Genomic DNA, 19,759 nt, shown 5'->3' on the forward strand with positions numbered 1-19,759 from the left:
TGGATGCCCACTAGGTGAGAGGAGGCGGCATGTCGGACATGGTCCCGTTGAAGGTGCAGATGGTCGCCGCGACCACGTTCAACCCGCCCGAGGACGTCCCGTGGAGCACCGACGCCGACGGCGGCGAGGCGCTCGTCGAGTTCGCGGGCCGCGCTTGCTATCAGAGCTGGGACAAGCCCAATCCCCGAACCGCGACGAACGCCGGTTACCTGCGGCACATCCTCGAGGTCGGTCACCTGTCGCTACTCGAGCACGCGAACGTGACCTTCTACATCACCGGGATCTCGCGGTCGTGCACGCACGAACTGATTCGGCATCGTCACTTCTCGTACTCGCAGCTCTCGCAGCGGTTCGTCCCCGAACACGACTCGAACGTGGTCGCACCACCGGCAATCGAGGGCGACGCGCACCTCGAGGCGTTGTTCGCCGAAGCCACCGACGCGAGTCGCAAGGCGTACGGCGAACTACTCGACGCCCTGGAGGCGAAATTCGCTGACGTGCCCAACGCGATCCTGCGCCGCAAGCAGGCACGGCAAGCCGCGCGGTCGGTGCTGCCCAACGCGACCGAAACCAAGATCGTCGTCACCGGCAACTACCGCGCGTGGCGACACTTCGTCGGCATGCGCGCCACCGAACACGCCGACGTCGAGATCCGCCAGCTCGCCGTCGAATGCCTGCGTCAACTCATGGATGTCGCGCCGACCGTGTTCGGCGACTTCGAGATCGGCACGCTCGCCGACGGCACCGAGGTCGCCACATCGCCGTTCGTGCTCGAAGGCTGAGCAGCGGGACCCGCGTGGAGTTGTGCGGGGCTTAATCGGCGTGGCCCGCTCGCTCACGCTCCCGGCGCCACGGCGCTGATGTGGCCCGCTCGCTCCCGCTCCCGGCGCCACGGTAGCCTTGACCACCATGAACGCAGGAGCGCAGCAGCTGCACACGCACCCCTTCGGGACCAACGTGGTGGCAATGGTGACCCCCTTCCGCGCCGACGGCTCGCTCGATCTCGACAAGGCCGCTGAACTGGCAGATCACTTGGTGTCCAAGGGATGCGACGGACTCGTCGTCTCCGGGACGACCGGCGAGTCTCCGACAACCACGCCGCAGGAGAAGCTCGACCTGCTGCGCGTCGTACTCTCGGCAGTCGGCGACCGCGCCCGCATCACGCAGGGCGCGGGAAGCTACGACACCGCGGAGAGCATCCGATTCGCGCAGGCCTCCGAGCAGGCCGGTGCGCACGCGCTTCTCGTCGTCACCCCCTACTACTCCAAGCCGCCGCAGGCAGGGTTGCTGGCACACTTCCGGGCCGTCGCCGATTCGACGTCGCTTCCGGTCCTGCTCTACGACATTCCGCCGCGCTCTGTGGTCCCGATCGCCAACGAGACACTCATCGCGCTCGCCGAGCACCCGCGCATCAAGGGCGTCAAGGACGCCAAGGGAGATCTGCACTCGGCGGCAGGCATCATCGCCACGACCGGCCTCGAGTACCTCTCCGGCGAGGACGCACTGAACCTGCCGTGGCTCTCGGTGGGGGCGACCGGATTTGTCAGCGTGATCGGACACCTCGTGCCTGATCGCCTGCGAGACATGCAGATCGCCGTCGAGAAGGGCGATCTCGTCGCAGCACGCGCGATCAACACGTCGATCCTGCCGCTGGTCAATGCGATGGGTCGCCTCGGTGGGGTGACCATGGTCAAGGCGTCGCTACGTGTTCTGGGCTTCGACGTCGGAGATCCGCGTTTGCCGCAGGTGCCCGCGACGGGCCCGCAGATCGAAGCGCTGATCACCGACCTGCGTGCGGCGGGGGTGCTCGCCTGATGGCAACCCAACGTCGACGCAGCGCCTCACGCCAAGCGGGACCTCCCACGCCTGCCGCCGAACGTCCGGTGCAGGCACCCGAGCAGAAGCAGGCACCAGCCCAGGAAGTTCCTGCCAAGCAAGCGCCTGCCCAGCAAACTCCCGCGCAGGAAGCTCCTGCCCAGCAAGCCGCCCGGCGTGAGACCCGCGGGCAGGATGCGCCCGCGCAGAAGCAAGCCCCGGCGCAGCAGGGTTCCAAGCCGTCCGGCGAACAGAACCAGGGGCGCGGTCGGCGTCGCGGCAGGCACGAGCGTCGTGACGATGCACAAGCCTCGGGTGGCGGCAAGCAGTCGGGGGCTCAAGGACAGGCCGGTCGTCGTGAGTCGATCCCCGTAGACCCGGCGGTCGACCGGCTCGGTACCCCGCGCAAGCTGCCACGTGGCGGACTCCGTGTGGTCGCGCTGGGCGGGATCGGCGAAATCGGCCGCAACATGACTGTTTTCGAGTACAACGGGCGGCTGCTGGTCGTCGACGCGGGAGTCCTGTTCCCCGAGGACGCGCAGCCCGGCGTCGACCTCATCCTCCCCGATTTTCGCTATATCGAGGATCGCATCGACGACGTCGAGGCGGTCGTCCTCACCCACGGGCATGAGGATCACATCGGCGCAGTACCGTTCCTGCTGCGTTTGCGGAGCGATATCCCGGTCGTCGGCGCGAAATTCACTCTCGCGCTCGTCGACGCGAAGTGCAAGGAACATCGCCTGCGGCCCAAGCTCGTCGAGGTGCGTGAGGGTGATCGGCTCGATTACGGGCCGTTCGACCTCGAGTTCTTCGCGGTCAACCACTCGATCCCGGATGCGCTCGCGGTGGCGATTCGCACGCCCGCGGGTCTGGTGTTGCACACCGGCGACATCAAGCTCGACCAGCTCCCACTCGACAACCGCCTCACCGACCTCGCAGGCTTCAGTCGTCTCGGCGACGAGGGCGTCGACCTCTTCCTGGTCGACTCCACGAACGCCGAGGTCCCCGGGTTCGTGACGCCGGAACGCGAGATCGGCTCGGTTCTCGACCAGGTCATCGGCAAGGCCAAGCAGCGCGTGATCGTCGCATCGTTCGCCAGCCACGTGCACCGCATCCAACAGATCATCGACGTCGCGCACGCCCACAACAGGCGCGTGACCTTCGTCGGGCGGTCCATGGTGCGCAACATGCAGATCGCCCAGGATCTGGGATACCTGCACGTGCCCGACGGCGTCGTCGTCGACATGGATACCGCCGCGACGCTCCCGGATCACCGGCTGGTGCTGATCTCCACCGGTTCGCAGGGCGAGCCGCTCTCGGCGTTGTCGCGGATGGCTCGTGGCGAACATCGTCAGATCAACATCCGCGCCGACGACCTCGTCGTGCTGGCATCGTCGTTGATCCCGGGCAACGAGAACTCGGTGTTCGCCGTCGTCAACGGGCTCGCCAAGCGAGGCGCGACCGTGATCACGCAGCAGAACGCCAAGGTCCACGTCTCCGGACATGCCTCGGCCGGCGAGCTGCTCTACCTCTACAACGCCGTGCGGCCCACCAACGCCATGCCGGTGCACGGGGAATGGCGTCATCTACGCGCCAACGCGGCTCTCGCGGTGGCGACAGGTGTGCACCCCGATCGCGTGATGCTCGCCGAGGACGGCGTCGTCGTCGACCTCGTCGACGGTAAGGCGCAGATCGTGGGACGGGTGCCCGTCGGCCACGTCTACGTCGACGGCCTGTCGGTTGGCGACGTGGGGGAGTCGACGCTGTCCGAACGTCTCGTCCTCGGGGAGGGCGGGTTCATCGCGATCACGGTCGCGATCGACGCCACCACCGGTCGTGCTGTCAGTCCGCCCGAGGTCGCCGGACGCGGCTTCTCCGACGATCCGGAAGCGCTCAAAGAGGCTGCGAACCTGGTCGACCAGGCGCTCGATTCGCTTGCGGCAGAAGGGGTTACCGACGCGCATCGGATCGCCCAGACGATTCGACGGGTGGTCGGACGATGGGTTGCCGACACGTATCGTCGACGCCCGATGATCGTGCCGACGGTGCTCGCGGTCGGTTCGTAACGGGCTGTGGTTGGTCTCACGTCTCGACGTGAGGCGCCAGTCGATATGCTCACTGCGGCCCGCGGTTTCGCGGGTGGGCGACGGGGCGCGGTGTCTCGTTGTGCGGTGACATGACGCCCCGAAAGGCCAGCCCCGAAGTGACTTCGAATACGTGTAGCGATGCCCGGTCTCGTGCCACAGCCGCAGCCAGAAAAATCACGATCGCCGCGACCGTGCTGAGCACCACGCTGATCCCACTCGGGGTTGCGACAGCAGCGCAGGCGCACGCCGCTCCCGCCGCGATCACCGCGCACGCCGCTCCCGCGCCGCTGGCCATCTCGGTGCCCGGTGTCCGGAACGCCCGCACCTTTGCCAATTACACGACGATCAGCGGAATGCGCATCTCCGACAAGGTGATTCGCAGCGCCAATCTTGCTTCCCTCACTCCCGCAGGCGTCGGTGTGCTCGAGCGACACCAACTGCGCTCGATCATCGATCTGCGCACTCAGCTCGAGTCCACTGTGCAGCCCGACAAAGCGGTTCCCGGTGCCACGCGCCACAATTTCGACGTCCTCGGTGCGGTCCCGGTGTCGTACCTCGTCGATCTGCCGAGCGCCTACCGCGCCTTCGTGACCGATTCGCACGCGCGCGAGGCATTCCGCGCGTCGCTGCTCGACATCAAGAACACCGTCGGCGCAGGCGGATCGGTGCTGTTCCATTGCAGCGCGGGCAAGGATCGTACGGGGTGGCTCGCGGCGGTCCTGCTCACCGTTCTCGGTGTCGATCGGCAGGTCGTCGACGCCGACTTCCTCGCCAGCAACACATTCCGCCACGCATCGCCCAACGATCCGCTCAACGGCGTGAACATCGGCCTGCTGAACACCGCGTTTGCTGCCGCAGACAAGACCTACGGCAGCTTCGAGAACTACGTCCACAAGGGACTGCGGCTTTCCGATTCGGATATCGCGGGACTGAAGAAGGCATTGCTGCTGCCATCGATCTGAATCGCGACGCCGTCCGGCCTGGCTAGGGTGGAGTGGTGACACTTGCACAGTCGGAACGGGCGGCGTTGGCCGCGACGCTGCGGACCGTCGGACCAGACGCGCCCACGCTGTGTGGCGACTGGGATACCCGCGACCTCGCGGCACACCTGGTGATCCGCGAGCGTCGGCCCGACGCAGCGCTCGGAATCGTCGTCAGTCCGTTGGCCGGGCACACCGAGAAGGTCCAGGCGCACACCGCTGCCCAGCCGTGGCCCGACCTCGTCGAGGAGGTCGCCGACGGTCCGCCGTGGTATTCGATGTTCCGCCTTGTCGACAGGTGGGCCAATCTCGCTGAGATGTTCATCCACCACGAGGACGTGTTGCGCGGTGGCGCTGATCCGGACGGACCGTGGACTCCCCGCGAGCTGAGTGCTGACATGACGCAGGCACTGCGTACCCCGCTGAAGGGTATGGGGAAGCTCACGCTGCGGTCGATGCCTGCCCAGGTCACGCTCGCGACACCGGACGGCGAGAACCTGCTGGTCGTGGGGTCAGGTGAACCGGTTATGGCCACCGGGACCGTCGGCGAATTACTTTTGTTCGCCTACGGCCGTGCGCCCGTCGCGATCACCTGGTCTGGCGACCCCGACGCGATCGCGGCGGTCTTGGCAACCACCCGCTCCGTATGAACTTCCCAGTATGAATTTCCCAGTGTGAATCTCCCCGTCTGAATCCCGCTGATTCTTCCGTTGAGCTGCGCGTTCGTACGTCGGCGTCGTAGCGCGTGATCCGGGCAACGGTTACGAATTCGACACACAGTCGTGTTGCCTGTGTTGTGCATGTGACTCAGGTGATGGGTGACCACTAGTCTGTCCGTATGGCTTCGAAGGCAGGCACGAGTTCGGCCGCGGCCGCGTCACGCGCAAGCGGTGGACAGCGCGCAGCGGCGGGACGGGGTGCAACGGGGGGACGGACAGGCCGTCAGCAGAGCACGGGCGGGCGGCGACAGACTGCGTCGTCGGGAAGTAGGTCGTCGGGAAGTCGCTCGTCAGGATCGCGCGCCAGCACCACCGGGCGTACACGCACAGCGTCGTCGACGTCGGCGCGCAAGCAGGGTTCGGGACGCAAGCAGACTTCGGGCAGTCAACAGCAGGTCCGCAAGCAGCAGTCCGCCGACATCAGTCGACGCTCCGCAGGCCCTGTGGTCGGTAGGGGAGTCGGCCGTGGTCTCGGCGGTGCGTGGTCGCTGCTCGCGAGGGGGGTCGGTTCGGTCGCACGGGCGGGCACCGGGCACTCCACGACAGCGCCGGTTGTCGACGGGGATTTCGCAGACGGGGATTTCACAGACGGGGACTTCAGGGATGGGGACTTCAGAGACGGGGATGTCACCGACGACGGCTATCTGACCTCCGATGACGTCTCCGGTTTCGAGGGCCGTCGCGACCGGCACCCATCCGGTGCGCAGGGACATTCGCATCGGCGCGACGGGACGGGGCTGGCGTTGCTCGCCCTGGCACTGCTCGTCTCTGTCGGAGTGTGGCTCGGGGCGGCCGGTCCGGTCGGCGCGTTCATCGATGCTCTGGTGCGGGCCGTCGTCGGTACCGCTGCACTGTTGGTACCGGTCGCCCTCGTCGCAGGCGCGATCGTGCTGATGCGGCGGGGTCCAAACCCCGAGAAGCGCGCGCGGTACATCGGCGGCACATTGCTCATCGTGTTGCCGCTGCTGGGTCTGATGCACCTGGTGGCCGGGGCGCCCGAGGACCTTCCCGGCCGGTCACATGCGGGCGGATTCGTCGGATACGTGGTCGGAACGCCGCTCACCGCGGGTGTCACGGCGTGGGTGTCGGTGCCGATCCTGGTGCTGTGCATCGCTTTCGGTGTCCTGATTCTCTCCGGCCGCACGATCCGCGAGGTCGTCGACGCTGCCGCGGGCTGGCTCGGACTGGGCGGCGGGCGCATCGACGACGATCTCCCGTGGGACGACGACGCAGAGTACGGCGACGCCGAGTACGAGGACGATGCGGCCTATGACGATGACGCCGTCGATGCTGACGACGACTTCGCCACCGGCGGATGGTCTCGTTCGGCATCGGGTCTCCGGTCCGACGACCCGTACGAGAACTACCCGCCCGACGACGATTCGACGGTGCGTCCGCGGCGGCGCACTGCGCGCTCGGATCGGCGTAGCGCACCCATCGCGGTGCCGACACCGACCGTCGACGTGGCAGACGTCCCGACCGACAACTTCGACGACATGCTGACCGAACCCGTCGTCGACGAGGTCACCGAGCAGATCGCGCGGCCGGCTACCGGGACGACCCGCAAGCGCGCAGGCGAGGGTGCCAAGTCGCGCAGTCGCGAGACGTCTGCGCCCACACGGCCCGCAGCATCGGAGCCTGCCGTCGACACCGCCGTCGACTCGGATGCCCTTGTGCTCGCCGATGTCGAAGGCGACTACCGCCTGCCGCCGGCCACGTTGCTCGTCGACGGTGACCCGCCCAAGCGCGGTAGCCAGACCAACGACGACATGATCGATCGCATCACCGGGGTGCTCGAGCAGTTCAAGATCGACGCGGCGGTCACCGGGTACACCCGCGGACCGACCGTCACGCGATACGAGGTGGAGCTCGGTCCCGGTGTGAAGGTTGAGAAGATCACCGCGCTGCAGCGCAACATCGCCTACGCGGTGGCCACCGACAACGTTCGGTTGCTCGCACCTATCCCGGGTAAATCCGCGGTCGGTATCGAGGTGCCCAACTCCGATCGGGAGATGGTGCGCCTGGCAGACGTCCTCAAGGCGCCGTCGACCCGCAAGGACTCGCATCCGCTGGTGATCGGCCTGGGTAAGGACATCGAGGGCGATTTCGTGAGCGCCAACCTCGCGAAGATGCCGCATCTGCTGGTCGCTGGTTCGACGGGTTCGGGTAAGTCGAGCTTCGTGAACTCGATGCTCGTGTCGCTGCTGACGCGCGCGACGCCGGAGCAGGTGCGGATGATCCTCATCGACCCGAAGATGGTGGAACTCACGCCGTACGAGGGCATTCCGCACCTGATCACGCCGATCATCACGCAGCCCAAGAAGGCTGCTGCTGCGCTCGCGTGGCTCGTCGAGGAGATGGAGCAGCGCTATCAGGACATGAAGGCGTCGCGGGTGCGCCACATCGACGACTTCAACAGCAAGGTGGCCTCGGGGGAGATCACGACGCCTCTCGGTTCCGAACGCGTCTACAAGCCGTATCCGTACATCCTTGCCATCGTCGACGAGCTCGCCGACCTGATGATGACCGCCCCACGCGACGTCGAGGATGCGATCGTCCGCATCACACAGAAGGCACGTGCTGCCGGTATCCACCTCGTGTTGGCGACCCAGCGACCCTCCGTCGACGTCGTCACCGGTCTGATCAAGACCAACGTGCCGTCGCGATTGGCGTTCGCGACGTCGTCGTTGACCGACTCCCGCGTCATCCTCGATCAGCCCGGCGCCGAGAAGCTCATCGGCATGGGCGACGGACTGTTCCTTCCGATGGGCGCGAACAAGCCTGTCCGTATGCAGGGAGCGTTCATCACCGACGAGGAGATCGCGGCCGTCGTCGACTATGCACGTGAGCAGGCCGATCCCGAGTACACCGAGGGCGTGACGACAGCCAAGGCCGGCGATAAGAAGGACATCGACGGCGATATCGGCAACGATCTCGACGATCTGCTGCAGGCCATCGAACTCGTCGTGTCGAGCCAGTTCGGCTCGACGTCGATGTTGCAGCGCAAGCTGCGCGTCGGGTTCGCCAAGGCAGGGCGACTGATGGACCTCATGGAGACGCGTGGTGTCGTGGGTCCGAGCGAGGGGTCGAAGGCGCGCGAGGTGCTCGTGAAACCGGACGATCTCGCAGGGGTCATCGCGTCGATCACCGGTGGTGGCGACACGGGGAGCAGCGACGAATGACGCGTTTCGGGCATAGCGGACGAACGGGATATACCTCGGCTTCATTCAACTGTTAAAGTGGTCGGCAGATCGAAGAGGGGAGTATCCCCAACCTCGCAGTCTGTCCGTCAATACGGTCGGGAGGTCGACGATGCAGATCATCGCGCGACACCCCCGGCCCGGACAACTGGTCCGGATTCATCGCTGCACAGTACGAGGCGGCGCCGGGCGGGAGAGACCTCTGGCATCGCAACCGTTTTGTGCTGCGCGCTGGAGGTAGATCTTTCGTGAATGTTTCACCTACCGTCTGGGCGATCACCTGTGTGGTGATCCTCGGCCTCTTCGTCTTCGACTTCTTCGCCCACGTGCGTGTTCCACACGCGCCGTCGCTCCGCGAATCCGGAATGTGGTCGGCAATCTACATCTCGATCGCCGTCGTCTTCGGTTTCTTCGTCTGGTGGCAATGGGGCGGAACCTACGGCGGTGAGTACTTCGCCGGCTACGTCACCGAGAAGGCGCTGTCCGTCGACAACCTCTTCGTGTTCGTGATCATCATGAGCAAGTTCGCGGTGCCACGCGAGTTCCAACAGAAGGTACTGCTTCTCGGCATCGTGATGGCGCTGGTGATGCGTGGCGCGTTCATCGCCGTCGGCGCCGCCGCGATCAACGCCTATAGCTGGGTGTTCTACCTCTTCGGCGCCTTCCTCATCTTCACGGCGATCAAGCTGCTCCGCGAGAGCGACGACCCCGTCGAGCACGAGGAGGAGCGCGAGACGAGGCTCGAGCGTTTCCTCAAGAAGCGTTTGCGCACCAGCGACGAGTACGACGGCGACAAGCTCTTCACCAGGATCAACGGCAAGCGGTGGGCCACGCCGATGCTGCTCGTCCTGATCGTCATCGGTTTCACCGACGTCTTGTTCGCGCTCGACTCGATTCCCGCGATCTACGGCCTCACACAGGAGCCGTACCTCGTGTTCACGGCCAATGCGTTCGCGTTGATGGGCCTTCGCCAGCTCTACTTCCTGCTCGGCGGGCTACTCGACCGGCTGGTGTTCCTGTCCTACGGTCTCTCGTTCATCCTCGGCTTCATCGGCGTGAAGCTGGTGCTGCACGCGCTCCACGAGAACACGCTGCCGTTTATCAACGGCGGCGAGCACGTAGCGGTACCGGAGATCTCGACGGTGCTGTCGTTGTCGGTTATCCTCGCGACACTCGTGATCACCACGGTGGCGAGCCTGCTCTGGTCGAAGCACAAGGGTGCGTCATCGAGTGAACCGGCGGTCCGACACGACGAGTAGCGTCGTCGACCTGCCCGGGTGTGCGGCGGCTCCTACGAGCTACCTGCGAGCTAGTCGGTGAAGGGGCCGTACACCTGGGTCCACTCGACGACCCGTACGCCGTCAATGGCCTGGTGCGCGTTGAACGGATCGTTGGCGATGAACACCTCGGCCTCGTCGAGGTCGGTGCCCCGTACGAGGATCAACGCGCCCGAGCCGTCGGGGTAGGGACCGGTCATCAGCACATTGCCTGCCTTGAACTCCTCGGACAACCACTCGCGGTGCAATGCCCGGTGCTGGTCTCGCATGGCGGCTTTGGCCGGGCCGTAGGTGTAGTGGACTGCGAAGATCGCCACGATGTCGCTCCTGGTGTGTGGTTGGTCAGGGTGTTTGCTGGGTCAGGGTTTCTAGTCGCCAGAACTCTTGTCGAGATGGGCGAGCATGCGGGTGTTGCCGAGGGTGTTCGGCTTGACGTAGCTCAGGTCGAGGAACTCGGCGACGCCGGTGTCGTACGAGCGGCACATCTCTTCGTACACCTCGCGGGTGACGGGCGTGCCCTCGATTTCGCGGAACCCGTGCCTTCCGAAGAATGCGGTCTCAAAGGTCAGCACGAACACTCGGGACAGTTGGAGTTCCCGCGCAACCGACATAAGCTGACCCACCAGCAGGTGCCCGATCCCGCGGCCGGCGAAGCGCGTGTCGACCGCGACGGTACGTACCTCGCCCAGATCGGCCCAGAGAACGTGCAGCGCACCGCAACCCACGACGACGTCGTCGAGTTCGGCGACCCAGAACTCCTGGACCGCTTCGTACAGCGTGACGAGGTTCTTCTCGAGCAGGATTCTGCCCGCGTAGAGGTCGATGAGCTCCTTGATGCGGGGCACGTCGGACGTGCGGGCGCGTCGAATGAGGGGCACCGTTTCCTGTTCGGCAGTGGGCACGGCATATGAGCCTAGTCGCGACAGATAGGCTGGAGGGGTGCGGACTCCCGATCACATCACCGACCCGGTCGACCCGGTGCCGGTGGTCAACATCGCCAATGCACTGACGGTGTTCCGCATCCTGCTGGTTCCCGTGTTCGTCGCAGTGCTCTTCATCGACGGCGGGCACAACACGGTGTGGCGGGTCGTCGCCGCCGTCATCTTCGCGGGTGCCGCGTTCACCGACAGGGTCGACGGCAGGCTCGCCCGCGAACGCGGACTCGTGACCGACTTCGGGAAGATGGCGGATCCGATCGCCGACAAGGCGCTGATCGGTGCGGCACTCATCGGTCTGTCGATCCTGGGTGATCTGAGCTGGTGGGTGACCGGCATCATCCTGGTCCGCGAGTTGTGGGTGACGCTCCTGCGCTTCTGGGTGATTCGATACGCGGTGATCCCGGCGAGCCGCGGCGGCAAGCTGAAAACGTTGCTGCAGTCGGTCGGTATCGGGCTCCTCGTGCTCCCGTTGCACGGTGTGTGGCACACGATCGCGATGGTGATCATGTGGGCCGCCGTCGCTGTGACCGTGGTGACGGGCGTCGACTACACCTGGCAGGCGCTACGCGTGCGCGTGCGGGCAGCTCGGTCGGACTCGACGACCGGTTCGCTACGCAAGGCTCCCGGGTCCCGCAAGACTTCCGATTCCCTTCCGCCTTCGCCGCACCGCCATTCCGACACCGTGTGATGGGTACGCGCCACTAGTCGACGTCGCGCGTAGTCGCGACGCGCGGACGAACGGCGTACGGCGACTGTCGGAACTTTGGACTAGTGTCGTGCAGACACACGGGGGACGGTGTGCGAGGTTCGGGAACGTATCGGCTTTCTCCGGCGTTGAAGCCGAACGGACACAAGAGTCAGACACACGACACAGACACCGAGACACGACACAGACACCGAGAGGAGACTCGATGGCGATGCTCTTGCGCGAAGCGCTTGGCGACAGCTTGCGCCGGGTGCGTACCCAGCAAGGCCGAACGCTGCGCGAAGTATCCACGAATGCACGGGTCAGTCTGGGATATCTGTCCGAGGTGGAACGCGGCCAGAAAGAGGCGTCGAGCGAACTACTCGCCTCGATCTGTGATGCTCTCGACGTCGAGATCGCCGACCTGCTTCTCGACGTCGGTACGGCCATGCGACCTGAGACAGCCGACGCCGATGCGATGGCATTGGCGGGCGAATCGGGTCTCGGTTCCCCAAAGGTCGTCATCCCATCGCCCGACACTCACCGGACCACTGCGCTTGCCGCTGCCTGACAAGTGCCAATCTGTCGGCGGGTAGGCGCTAGATTGGTCTCAGTACCTAGATTGGTCTCAGTACATCGACAGATCCCGCTGAATCGATAAGACCGGCCGAGTCCTTGAGACCCGCGCAATCGATAAGACCTGTCGGACCGAGGTTCGACGACGCTGAATGGAGTTGACGAAGAGCATGGCGAATCCGTTCGTGAAGCTGTGGCGCTACCTGATGGCAGCAGGCAACGCGAAGATCGACGAGAACGCCGATCCGAAGATCCAGATCCAGCAGGCCATCGAGGACGCACAGCGTCAGCACCAGGCGCTGTCACAGCAGGCGGCCGCCGTCATCGGCAATCAGCGTCAGCTCGAGATGAAGCTCAACCGGCAACTCGAGGAGATCGAGAAGCTCCAGGCGAATACTCGTCAGGCGCTGACTCTCGCCGATCAGGCGACAGCCGCAGGCGACACGCAGAAGGCCCAGGAGTACACCAACGCGGCTGAGGCGTTCGCCGCGCAGCTCGTCACCGCGGAGCAGAGCGTCGAAGACCTGAAGGCCCTCCACGATCAGTCGTTGCAGGCCGCTGAGCAGGCCAAGCATGCTGTCGAACGCAACGCGATGATTCTGCAGCAGAAGCTTGCCGAGCGGTCGAAGCTCCTCAGCCAGCTCGAGCAGGCCAAGATGCAGGAGCAGGTGTCGGCGTCGCTCAACCAGATGAGCGAACTGTCGGTACCCGGGAACACCCCGAACCTCGATCAGGTGCGCGACAAGATCGAACGCCGCTACGCCAACGCACTGGGCTCGGCCGAACTGGCCAAGAACAGCGTTCAGGGCCGCATGCAGGAGGTGCAGCAGGCCAGCGTTCAGATGGCAGGCCACTCGCGCCTCGAGCAGATCAGGGCCAGCATGAACGGCGGAGCGCTACCGTCCGGTGGTACCGCGGCCCAGCCGGCTCAGAACGCGACCCCTGCCCAGCAGCCGACGCAGCCTGCGACCGAGCCCCCCACCAGCAACTGACGGGTACACCGCCCCGCGTCGGGATCGTTGCCGGACCAGACGCCGGGCACGCTTTTCCAGCGTTCGCACTCGCCGAGCGCTGCCGCGACATCGGTTGGCAATCGACCGTATTCACCGGCACGCAGTGGTACGCCGCGGCCGGTAGTCGGGGCATCGACATTGCAGAACTCCCGGAACTGCGGCTAGACGACGCCGACGACGACCTCGACGCCGGAGAGAAGCTGAGCGGACGAGCGGCTCGCATGGCCGTGCGCCTCGCGCCGGTGCTGGCGAGTCGACGTATCGACCTGGTGCTCTCGGACGTCATCACCGTTGCCGGATCGTGGGCTGCAGAGTTGACCGGGCTACCGTTCGTCGAACTGTCGCCGCACCCGCTGTACGCGCCGTCGAAGGGGCTGCCGCCGGTCGGGGCAGGTATGACGCCCGGCCGCGGGTTCCGTGGCCGATTGCGCGATACAGCGATGCGCGCCGCAAGCAATCGTTCCGTCGCGCTCGGTGTGCGTCAGCGCGCCGCAGCGCGCAGCGGCATCGGTCTTGCGGATCGGGTACCGTCGCCTGCCGCCCGACTCATCGCGACCCTTCCCGCCTTGGAGGTCTGGCGACCGGATTGGCCGCGCGACACCCATCTCGTCGGTCCGCTTCTCTGGGAGCCGACCACTCAGATCTTCGAACGGCCTTCGGGCGAAGGGCCGCTGATCGTAATAGCGCCGTCGACCGCGGTCACCGGTTGCCCGGACCTGCTCGACGAGACGCTCGGCGCACTCGGCGCGATAGCGTCACGGACCCCGATACGTGCCGTGATCTCGTCACTGGACCCGCCTGCACCGGAGACACTTGCGCGTGCAGGCGCGGCGACGGTGAGCTTCGGACTCGGTCGCCAGGACGAGTTGCTTGCCGATGCTGACCTCGTGGTGTGCGGTGGTGGCCACGGAATGCTCGCGAAGTCGTTGTTGGCCGGAGTCCCCGTCGTCGTCGTTCCCGGCGGCGGTGACCAGTGGGAACTGGCGAATCGGGTGAGCAGGCAGGGCAGTGGTGTGCTTGTTCGGCCCGCCGACGCGGCGTCGATTGCGGAGGCGATCGAGGCGGTACTGCGCGATCCTGCCCACGCCGCTGCTGCAGCCCGGGCACGAGAGTCGGCGACCGCGGTGACCGACCCGATCGAGGTGCTGCGCGGCGTGCTCGCGTCGGCGGGAACGTAGGCTGGCCGAGTGCGTCTCACGGAGTTCACGGAGCTGATGACAACCCAGTTCGGGGTGTCGTCGGCTGATGCGATCCTGGCCGATCACGTGCTCATCGAGTTCGGTGGCCGGACCGGGGCTCAAGCCATCGAAGAAGGCGTCGATCCCCGTGACGTCTGGGTGGCGATCTGCCGCGACTTCGACGTTCCGCGCTCGCGGTGGTGACACCCACGCGGTGAGTTCGGGGCCGACGAGTCACGCAGTCCAGTCGACGCGATCGGCCATGTCGAGCAGGCGCTGTCTGCGGACCTCTCCGGTGGCCCCGATCCAGGCGATCAAGCCGTAGACGTGGGCACGAAAGTCGTTGTGCCCGTGATGGTTCTGCGCTTGTGCCCCGGTGAGCGCAGCATTGTGTAGCAGTGCGCGCAGGGCGTCGTAGTCGTGGCGCGATACGCGGGGACGGTCGTTGACGACGAGCCCTGCCAGCCGCTGCTGCTGATGGCGATGCATGACGCGGGTCTTCTTGGTGTTGACGGCGAAACCGCAGTCGTCGACGATGCGCGTAACGGTCCACAGTGCACGTGGGAGGTCGAGGTCGTCGCCGGAGACCGCGAGGTCGTCGCCGTATCGGGTATAGCGCAGGCCGTTGGCGTTGGCATAGCCTGCGATACGTCGATCCACCTGTGCGAGAGCGAGATTCGCGAGATGCGGTGACGTCGGAGAGCCCTGGGGGAGATGGCGTCGTCGGAGCAGGCTCGCGTGCGCATAGTCGATTCCCGAAAGCTGGTCGGCGGGCGTCGATGTCGTGCACAGTTCGGCGAGAAGACGTGCGATGTGCGGTGGATAGCCGACCTCGTCGAAGATCCGACGGACCCGGCCCACCCCGATCGATTCGAAGCAGTGCAACAGGTCGACGCGCAGCACCGTCGTACGGTCGCTGTGCGGCCACGCGAAGGCGGCCGGTGAGGAGCCCGGCTCGAATCCGCGCGCGGCCGGGTGAGCGGGGATTCGCACGACGAGCCTGCGCAGGAGCCGACGCTGCGTCTCACGCATCCGCGGCTTGGGTGCCTCGATGACGCGCACCCCGGAACGTTTCTCGCGGCGGAACACCCGATAGTGCCGCAGCCGCGGGTTCGCGGTACGCAACCAGGTACCGCGATCGGCGAACCATTCGAGTTCGGGCACCGTGAAGTCCAGCCATACGGCGAACTGTTCGACGTCGGACAGCAAGGGGAGGTCGTGGGCGAGTGCCGTCGCCGGTGGCGGACCGGGAAGTTCGACGACGCGCGTGGCAGGCGGATCGGGCACCGTCCAGGGAACCAGAGCCAGCCGAAAGATCTCGGCGGTGTGCGTGGGCTCGTCCGGTGCGAGGGCGAAGGCCTCCTGTGCGACGTCGACGCAGATCTCCGCAGGTAGCTCGATGCCGACGGCTCGAACGACCGCGGGCCACGTCCAGTCGACGATCCTGTCGGCGATGGCCGCTGCGAGGACCCTGACCTGATCGGTGGTGAACGGCGGTTGCGGTCGGGTCATCGTGATCGGGCAGCCGTGACGGGGGCGGATGGCGTGATGGGGGCGGATGGACGGCCGGGGTGACCACGAGCCGAGTACTCGTCGCCGGCTGGCACGCGCAGCGTGCGGAGCGGCGTCGGACGCAGGAACCAACTGTGATGTGTACCCAGGGGTTGCCCCTGAGACGGATCTCTCGATCCACTCTCACCCCGGCCGCCCACGTCGACGACCCTAGTTGTTTCTTCGACGAAAGACCGTCGATGCGATACTTCGGCCGAACGTCGCTGCTGTCGGATGGTGGCGCTACTGGGTGGTGGCGAATCGACCTTCGCCCGCGTGTCGCGCTTGCCGTCGAACACGTGTTCGCGCAATGCTGTATTCAGTGGAACCACAGCGACCTCGGATGCGTCAGAGATTCTGCCAGACCGGTTTTTGCCAGACCCGGACTCGCCAGATCCGGTTTTGTCAGACCTACCGACTAGCGTCCAACGCAACATGAAACGAACAACAGCCTCGAAGACAACACGTTCAGCGCGTAGCACGCAGGACGGCACAGACAAACCTCAACCATCCCGAACAAGGAGAGATTCCATGGCTGCAGCTCCCCAGGACCGCGAGAAGGCTCTCGACCTCGCGCTGGCCCAGATTGACAAGAACTTCGGTAAGGGCTCGGTGATGCGCCTCGGTGAGGAGAGCAGGCAGCCGATCGAGGTGATCCCGACCGGCTCCATCGCACTCGACGTCGCGCTCGGTATCGGCGGTCTGCCTCGCGGTCGTGTCGTCGAGATCTACGGCCCGGAGTCGTCGGGTAAGACCACCGTCGCACTTCACGCGGTGGCCAACGCCCAGGCTGCTGGTGGTATCGCCGCCTTCATCGACGCCGAGCACGCCCTCGATCCCGACTATGCGGCCAAGCTCGGTGTCGACACCGATGCACTGTTGGTCTCCCAGCCCGACACCGGTGAGCAGGCTCTGGAGATCGCCGACATGCTGATCCGTTCCGGCGCGCTCGACATCCTGGTCATCGACTCGGTGGCCGCGCTGGTGCCCCGCGCCGAGATCGAGGGCGAGATGGGCGACAGCCACGTCGGTCTGCAGGCACGCCTGATGAGCCAGGCGCTGCGCAAGATGACGTCGGCGTTGAGCAGTTCCAAGACCACCGCGATCTTCATCAACCAGCTCCGCGAGAAGATCGGCGTGATGTTCGGCTCACCCGAGACCACCACGGGCGGCAAGGCGCTGAAGTTCTACTCGTCGGTGCGACTCGACGTGCGTCGTATCGAAACCCTCAAGGACGGCACTGACGCCGTGGGTAACCGCACTCGCGTCAAGGTGGTCAAGAACAAGGTCGCACCGCCGTTCAAGCAGGCCGAGTTCGACATCCTCTACGGCCAGGGCATCTCCAAGGAGGGCTCACTCATCGACATGGGTGTGGCCGAGGGGTTCATCCGCAAGTCCGGCTCGTGGTTCACCTATGAGGGCGACCAGCTCGGCCAGGGCAAGGAGAACGCCCGAAAGTTCTTGTTGGAGAACACCGATATCCGCGACGAGGTCGAGAAGAAGATCAAGGAGAAGCTGGGTATCGGTGCGGTCGTCGACGCCGACGACATCGCTCCCGCGCCGGTGGAATTCTGATCTGCGCGCATCGCCGATGAGTTCACCCCATGACCCCGGGGAGTCGAGTGAGTCCACGACGGAACGGAAAGGTCCGTCCGCGTGGGATGTTGCACTCCGGCTCCTCGGGGTTCGTGCGCGTAGCCGTTCCGAGATGGCCCAGCGTCTGGCGCGCCGAGGATTCGACGCCGACACCGTCGACGAGGTGATGACCCGTCTCGACGCCCACCAACTGCTCGACGACGAGGAGTTCGCCGCCGAGTGGGTGCAGTCACGCCACACCTACTCGGGGCGAGGACGCGTCGCGTTGCGGCACGAACTCGCCGCCAAGGGAGTCGACGTCGCGATCGTGCAGCGAGCGCTTGATGAGATCGACCCCGACGACGAACGCGCCGCAGCTCGTAACCTGGTCGAGCGAAAGCTCACGCCGACTGTGACCGAGCAGCTTGTCCGCGCCGCCGAGGACAACGACAGATCAGTGCGCGACAAGCACTTTCGACGCCTGGTCGGCATGCTCGTCCGACGCGGCTACCCGCAGGCCACGGCGATCGACGTCGTCGGCGGGGCGATCGACGAGATCACCTCCGCCGACTGACGTCAGGCCCGTGGCTTGGGCGAGGGCATCGGCATGTTCTCCATGGCCGCCTGGTCGACCTGATCGGCGTGGGGCACGTCGTCGGTGTTACCGCCGCGACCCTGCCGCAGTCTCCGCTCGATGTACGTCGCCAGCGACGACAGCGCGAAGTTGATGATGATCAGGATGATGGCGATCACGATGAGAACCGGGATGTAGTTGCCGTACCGGGCCGCGGACAGCTGTGCCATGTGAATGATCTCGGAGTATCCGATGACATAGCCGAGCGCGGTGTCCTTGAGGGCAACGACCATCTGCGAAATGATCGCAGGCATCATCGCCGTGATGGCCTGCGGGAGCAGTACCGACAGCATCATCTGTGTCTTGCGCATGCCGAGCGCCTTGGCCGCCTCGGTCTGCCCGGTGGGCAGCGATTTGATGCCCGAGCGCAGGATCTCGGCCATCACCGAGCCGTTGTAGAGCGTCAAGCCGCAGACCACAGCCGCGAAGGCCAACTGTGACGACGGCACCACCCCGTACTGGGCGAAGAAGAACCACAGGAACAGCATCAGGATCAGCACGGGAATTGCGCGGAACACCTCGACCAGCACGGTGCACAGCCCGCGTACCCAGGCGTGATCCGACAGCCGTCCGATGCCCAGGATGGAACCGAGTATCAGTGCGAGCACAATCGAGAGCGCTGCCGCGGCAAGTGTGCGCCACAGACCGGGAAGGATGTATCCGGTCCAAGTGCTCCACGTGACGAATGGCTTCCACTTCTCGGCGGTGAACTGGTCGTTGCCCGCGAAGACCGCGATCACGTACGCGAAGATCGCGACGAGGATCGCGATGAAGACGACGGCCACGATCGCGTTGCGGACGCGCGCCCGGGGGCCGGGAGCGTCGTAGAGGACGGTTGCCTTGTCGCTCATCGCTTGACCGCCCATCGCTTTGCGAGCCAACCGAAGACGGCGCCCTCACTGAGCGTGATGATCATGAATCCGACGGCGATCACCGCGAAGATGACCAGTAGTTGATCGGCAAACGACTCGATCTCCGTTTTCATCAGTGCCGCGGCTTCGGCGACGCCGATTACCGAGGCGATGGTGGTGTTCTTGGTCAGTGCGATGAGCACGCTGCCCATCGGGCCGATCGTCGCTCGTGTTGCCTGCGGAAGCACGATGATGCCGAACACCTGGGTGAAGGAGAGCCCGAGCGATCGTGCGGCTTCGGCCTGCCCCAGTGGAACGGTGTTGAAACCCGCGCGCAGCGTCTCACAGACGAATGTCGACGTGTAGACGATGAACGCGAGGACAGCGAGCCAGAAGTTGTTGGTCTTGATGGTCGACGAGAACGTCAGGCCGAGATTCTGATACAGCCCGATCGCCGCGAACAGCACGATCAAGGTCAGTGGCGTGTTGCGCACGATGTTGACGTACGTCGTACCGAAGCCACGCATCACGGGCACGGGGGAGACCCGCATCCCGGCCAGGATGGTGCCCCAGATCAGGGAACCGATCGCCGACCAGAACGTCAATTGGATTGTCACCCAGAACGCGGGCCACAACTGCGGCCCCATATCTTCCCAGAGTTCACTCACGACTGGTCACCT

The 19,759-nt window shown here is 65.5% G+C and carries 19 protein-coding genes; 14 read left to right on the top strand and 5 right to left on the bottom strand.

Going from position 1 to position 19,759, the window contains the following annotated elements:
- Window positions 1-29: 29 nt before the first annotated feature.
- From thyX to GOSPT_RS06995, 7 genes are all read left to right on the top strand, one after another.
- On the top strand, window positions 30-782 hold the full coding sequence (thyX, locus tag GOSPT_RS06960; RefSeq protein ID WP_005204511.1) for an FAD-dependent thymidylate synthase: 753 nt from the start codon (window positions 30-32) through the stop codon (window positions 780-782).
- A 127-nt stretch (window positions 783-909) separates the two neighbouring features.
- Window positions 910-1,815 carry a 4-hydroxy-tetrahydrodipicolinate synthase gene (gene dapA / locus GOSPT_RS06965; RefSeq protein ID WP_005204512.1) on the top strand — a complete coding sequence of 302 codons (906 nt, stop codon included), beginning with the start codon at window positions 910-912 and terminating at the stop codon, window positions 1,813-1,815.
- On the top strand, window positions 1,815-3,881 hold the full coding sequence (locus tag GOSPT_RS06975; protein WP_005204521.1) for a ribonuclease J: 2,067 nt from the start codon (window positions 1,815-1,817) through the stop codon (window positions 3,879-3,881). Before dapA ends, GOSPT_RS06975 begins: the two co-directional genes overlap by 1 nt.
- 212 nt (window positions 3,882-4,093) lie before the next feature.
- Complete coding sequence (locus tag GOSPT_RS06980; protein WP_005204522.1) at window positions 4,094-4,864, top strand: tyrosine-protein phosphatase; 771 nt, start codon at window positions 4,094-4,096, stop codon at window positions 4,862-4,864.
- Window positions 4,865-4,899: 35 nt separating this feature from the next.
- Window positions 4,900-5,532 carry a TIGR03085 family metal-binding protein gene (locus GOSPT_RS06985; RefSeq protein WP_039855085.1) on the top strand — a complete coding sequence of 211 codons (633 nt, stop codon included), beginning with the start codon at window positions 4,900-4,902 and terminating at the stop codon, window positions 5,530-5,532.
- A gap of 188 nt (window positions 5,533-5,720) precedes the next feature.
- The gene (locus tag GOSPT_RS06990; RefSeq protein WP_168431349.1) at window positions 5,721-8,783 is read left to right on the top strand and encodes an FtsK/SpoIIIE family DNA translocase; all 3,063 of its coding nucleotides are present in this window, start codon (window positions 5,721-5,723) and stop codon (window positions 8,781-8,783) included.
- Window positions 8,784-9,049: 266 nt separating this feature from the next.
- Window positions 9,050-10,060 carry a TerC family protein gene (locus GOSPT_RS06995; protein ID WP_005204527.1) on the top strand — a complete coding sequence of 337 codons (1,011 nt, stop codon included), beginning with the start codon at window positions 9,050-9,052 and terminating at the stop codon, window positions 10,058-10,060.
- A 50-nt stretch (window positions 10,061-10,110) separates the two neighbouring features.
- On the opposite strand, the gene GOSPT_RS07000 is transcribed toward GOSPT_RS06995, so the two are convergent.
- Together GOSPT_RS07000 and GOSPT_RS07005 are read right to left on the bottom strand one after the other, a co-directional pair.
- The gene (locus GOSPT_RS07000) at window positions 10,111-10,395 is read right to left on the bottom strand and encodes a YciI family protein (protein ID WP_005204529.1); all 285 of its coding nucleotides are present in this window, start codon (window positions 10,393-10,395) and stop codon (window positions 10,111-10,113) included.
- 51 nt (window positions 10,396-10,446) lie between these two features.
- Entirely contained in the window at window positions 10,447-10,980 is a 534-nt protein-coding gene (locus GOSPT_RS07005; protein WP_005204530.1) for an amino-acid N-acetyltransferase, read from the bottom strand.
- A gap of 37 nt (window positions 10,981-11,017) precedes the next feature.
- Here GOSPT_RS07005 and pgsA point away from each other — a divergent pair, with 37 nt between their 5' ends.
- The 5 genes from pgsA to GOSPT_RS07030 all read left to right on the top strand — a co-directional run bounded on the left by pgsA (window position 11,018) and on the right by GOSPT_RS07030 (window position 14,672).
- Window positions 11,018-11,704: a CDP-diacylglycerol--glycerol-3-phosphate 3-phosphatidyltransferase gene (gene pgsA, locus GOSPT_RS07010; RefSeq protein ID WP_005204533.1), complete on the top strand. Its 687-nt coding sequence runs from the start codon at window positions 11,018-11,020 to the stop codon at window positions 11,702-11,704.
- A 223-nt stretch (window positions 11,705-11,927) separates the two neighbouring features.
- Complete coding sequence (locus tag GOSPT_RS07015) at window positions 11,928-12,272, top strand: helix-turn-helix domain-containing protein (protein WP_005204535.1); 345 nt, start codon at window positions 11,928-11,930, stop codon at window positions 12,270-12,272.
- 175 nt (window positions 12,273-12,447) lie between these two features.
- Window positions 12,448-13,269, top strand: a complete 822-nt coding sequence (pspA, locus tag GOSPT_RS07020; RefSeq protein ID WP_039855087.1) for a phage shock protein PspA — start codon at window positions 12,448-12,450, stop codon at window positions 13,267-13,269.
- A 242-nt stretch (window positions 13,270-13,511) separates the two neighbouring features.
- Window positions 13,512-14,468, top strand: a complete 957-nt coding sequence (locus GOSPT_RS07025) for a glycosyltransferase (protein ID WP_005204538.1) — start codon at window positions 13,512-13,514, stop codon at window positions 14,466-14,468.
- A 9-nt stretch (window positions 14,469-14,477) separates the two neighbouring features.
- Entirely contained in the window at window positions 14,478-14,672 is a 195-nt protein-coding gene (locus tag GOSPT_RS07030) for a DUF3046 domain-containing protein (protein ID WP_005204540.1), read from the top strand.
- A gap of 30 nt (window positions 14,673-14,702) precedes the next feature.
- Here the strand turns inward: GOSPT_RS07030 and GOSPT_RS07035 are convergent, their stop codons facing one another.
- Complete coding sequence (locus GOSPT_RS07035) at window positions 14,703-15,980, bottom strand: reverse transcriptase family protein (RefSeq protein WP_005204542.1); 1,278 nt, start codon at window positions 15,978-15,980, stop codon at window positions 14,703-14,705.
- Between the two features lie 570 nt (window positions 15,981-16,550).
- On the opposite strand from GOSPT_RS07035, the gene recA reads away from it, so the two are divergent.
- Both recA and GOSPT_RS07045 read left to right on the top strand, forming a co-directional pair.
- Window positions 16,551-17,594 carry a recombinase RecA gene (recA, locus tag GOSPT_RS07040; protein ID WP_005204544.1) on the top strand — a complete coding sequence of 348 codons (1,044 nt, stop codon included), beginning with the start codon at window positions 16,551-16,553 and terminating at the stop codon, window positions 17,592-17,594.
- 16 nt (window positions 17,595-17,610) lie between these two features.
- Window positions 17,611-18,168 carry a regulatory protein RecX gene (locus tag GOSPT_RS07045; RefSeq protein ID WP_039855088.1) on the top strand — a complete coding sequence of 186 codons (558 nt, stop codon included), beginning with the start codon at window positions 17,611-17,613 and terminating at the stop codon, window positions 18,166-18,168.
- Between the two features lie 2 nt (window positions 18,169-18,170).
- Here GOSPT_RS07045 and GOSPT_RS07050 read toward each other — a convergent pair whose 3' ends face one another.
- Window positions 18,171-19,079 carry an amino acid ABC transporter permease gene (locus GOSPT_RS07050; protein ID WP_005204549.1) on the bottom strand — a complete coding sequence of 303 codons (909 nt, stop codon included), beginning with the start codon at window positions 19,077-19,079 and terminating at the stop codon, window positions 18,171-18,173.
- Window positions 19,076-19,747: an amino acid ABC transporter permease gene (locus GOSPT_RS07055; protein WP_005204550.1), complete on the bottom strand. Its 672-nt coding sequence runs from the start codon at window positions 19,745-19,747 to the stop codon at window positions 19,076-19,078. Before GOSPT_RS07055 ends, GOSPT_RS07050 begins: the two co-directional genes overlap by 4 nt.
- Window positions 19,748-19,759 lie beyond the last annotated feature (12 nt).

This window comes from Gordonia sputi NBRC 100414 (assembly GCF_000248055.1).
Taxonomy (GTDB): domain Bacteria; phylum Actinomycetota; class Actinomycetes; order Mycobacteriales; family Mycobacteriaceae; genus Gordonia; species Gordonia sputi.

Bases quoted from the DNA above. Each gene is read 5' to 3' on its own strand.
- GOSPT_RS06975 (WP_005204521.1), top strand. From the start codon at position 1,815: ATGGCAACCCAACGTCGACGCAGCGCCTCACGCCAAGCGGGACCTCCC.
- pspA (WP_039855087.1), top strand. From the start codon at position 12,448: ATGGCGAATCCGTTCGTGAAGCTGTGGCGCTACCTGATGGCAGCAGGC.
- dapA (WP_005204512.1), top strand. From the start codon at position 910: ATGAACGCAGGAGCGCAGCAGCTGCACACGCACCCCTTCGGGACCAAC.
- thyX (WP_005204511.1), top strand. From the start codon at position 30: ATGTCGGACATGGTCCCGTTGAAGGTGCAGATGGTCGCCGCGACCACG.
- GOSPT_RS07025 (WP_005204538.1), top strand. From the start codon at position 13,512: ATGGCCGTGCGCCTCGCGCCGGTGCTGGCGAGTCGACGTATCGACCTG.
- GOSPT_RS07015 (WP_005204535.1), top strand. From the start codon at position 11,928: ATGGCGATGCTCTTGCGCGAAGCGCTTGGCGACAGCTTGCGCCGGGTG.
- GOSPT_RS06990 (WP_168431349.1), top strand. From the start codon at position 5,721: ATGGCTTCGAAGGCAGGCACGAGTTCGGCCGCGGCCGCGTCACGCGCA.
- GOSPT_RS07045 (WP_039855088.1), top strand. From the start codon at position 17,611: ATGAGTTCACCCCATGACCCCGGGGAGTCGAGTGAGTCCACGACGGAA.
- recA (WP_005204544.1), top strand. From the start codon at position 16,551: ATGGCTGCAGCTCCCCAGGACCGCGAGAAGGCTCTCGACCTCGCGCTG.
- GOSPT_RS07050 (WP_005204549.1), bottom strand. From the start codon at position 19,079: ATGAGCGACAAGGCAACCGTCCTCTACGACGCTCCCGGCCCCCGGGCG.
- GOSPT_RS07035 (WP_005204542.1), bottom strand. From the start codon at position 15,980: ATGACCCGACCGCAACCGCCGTTCACCACCGATCAGGTCAGGGTCCTC.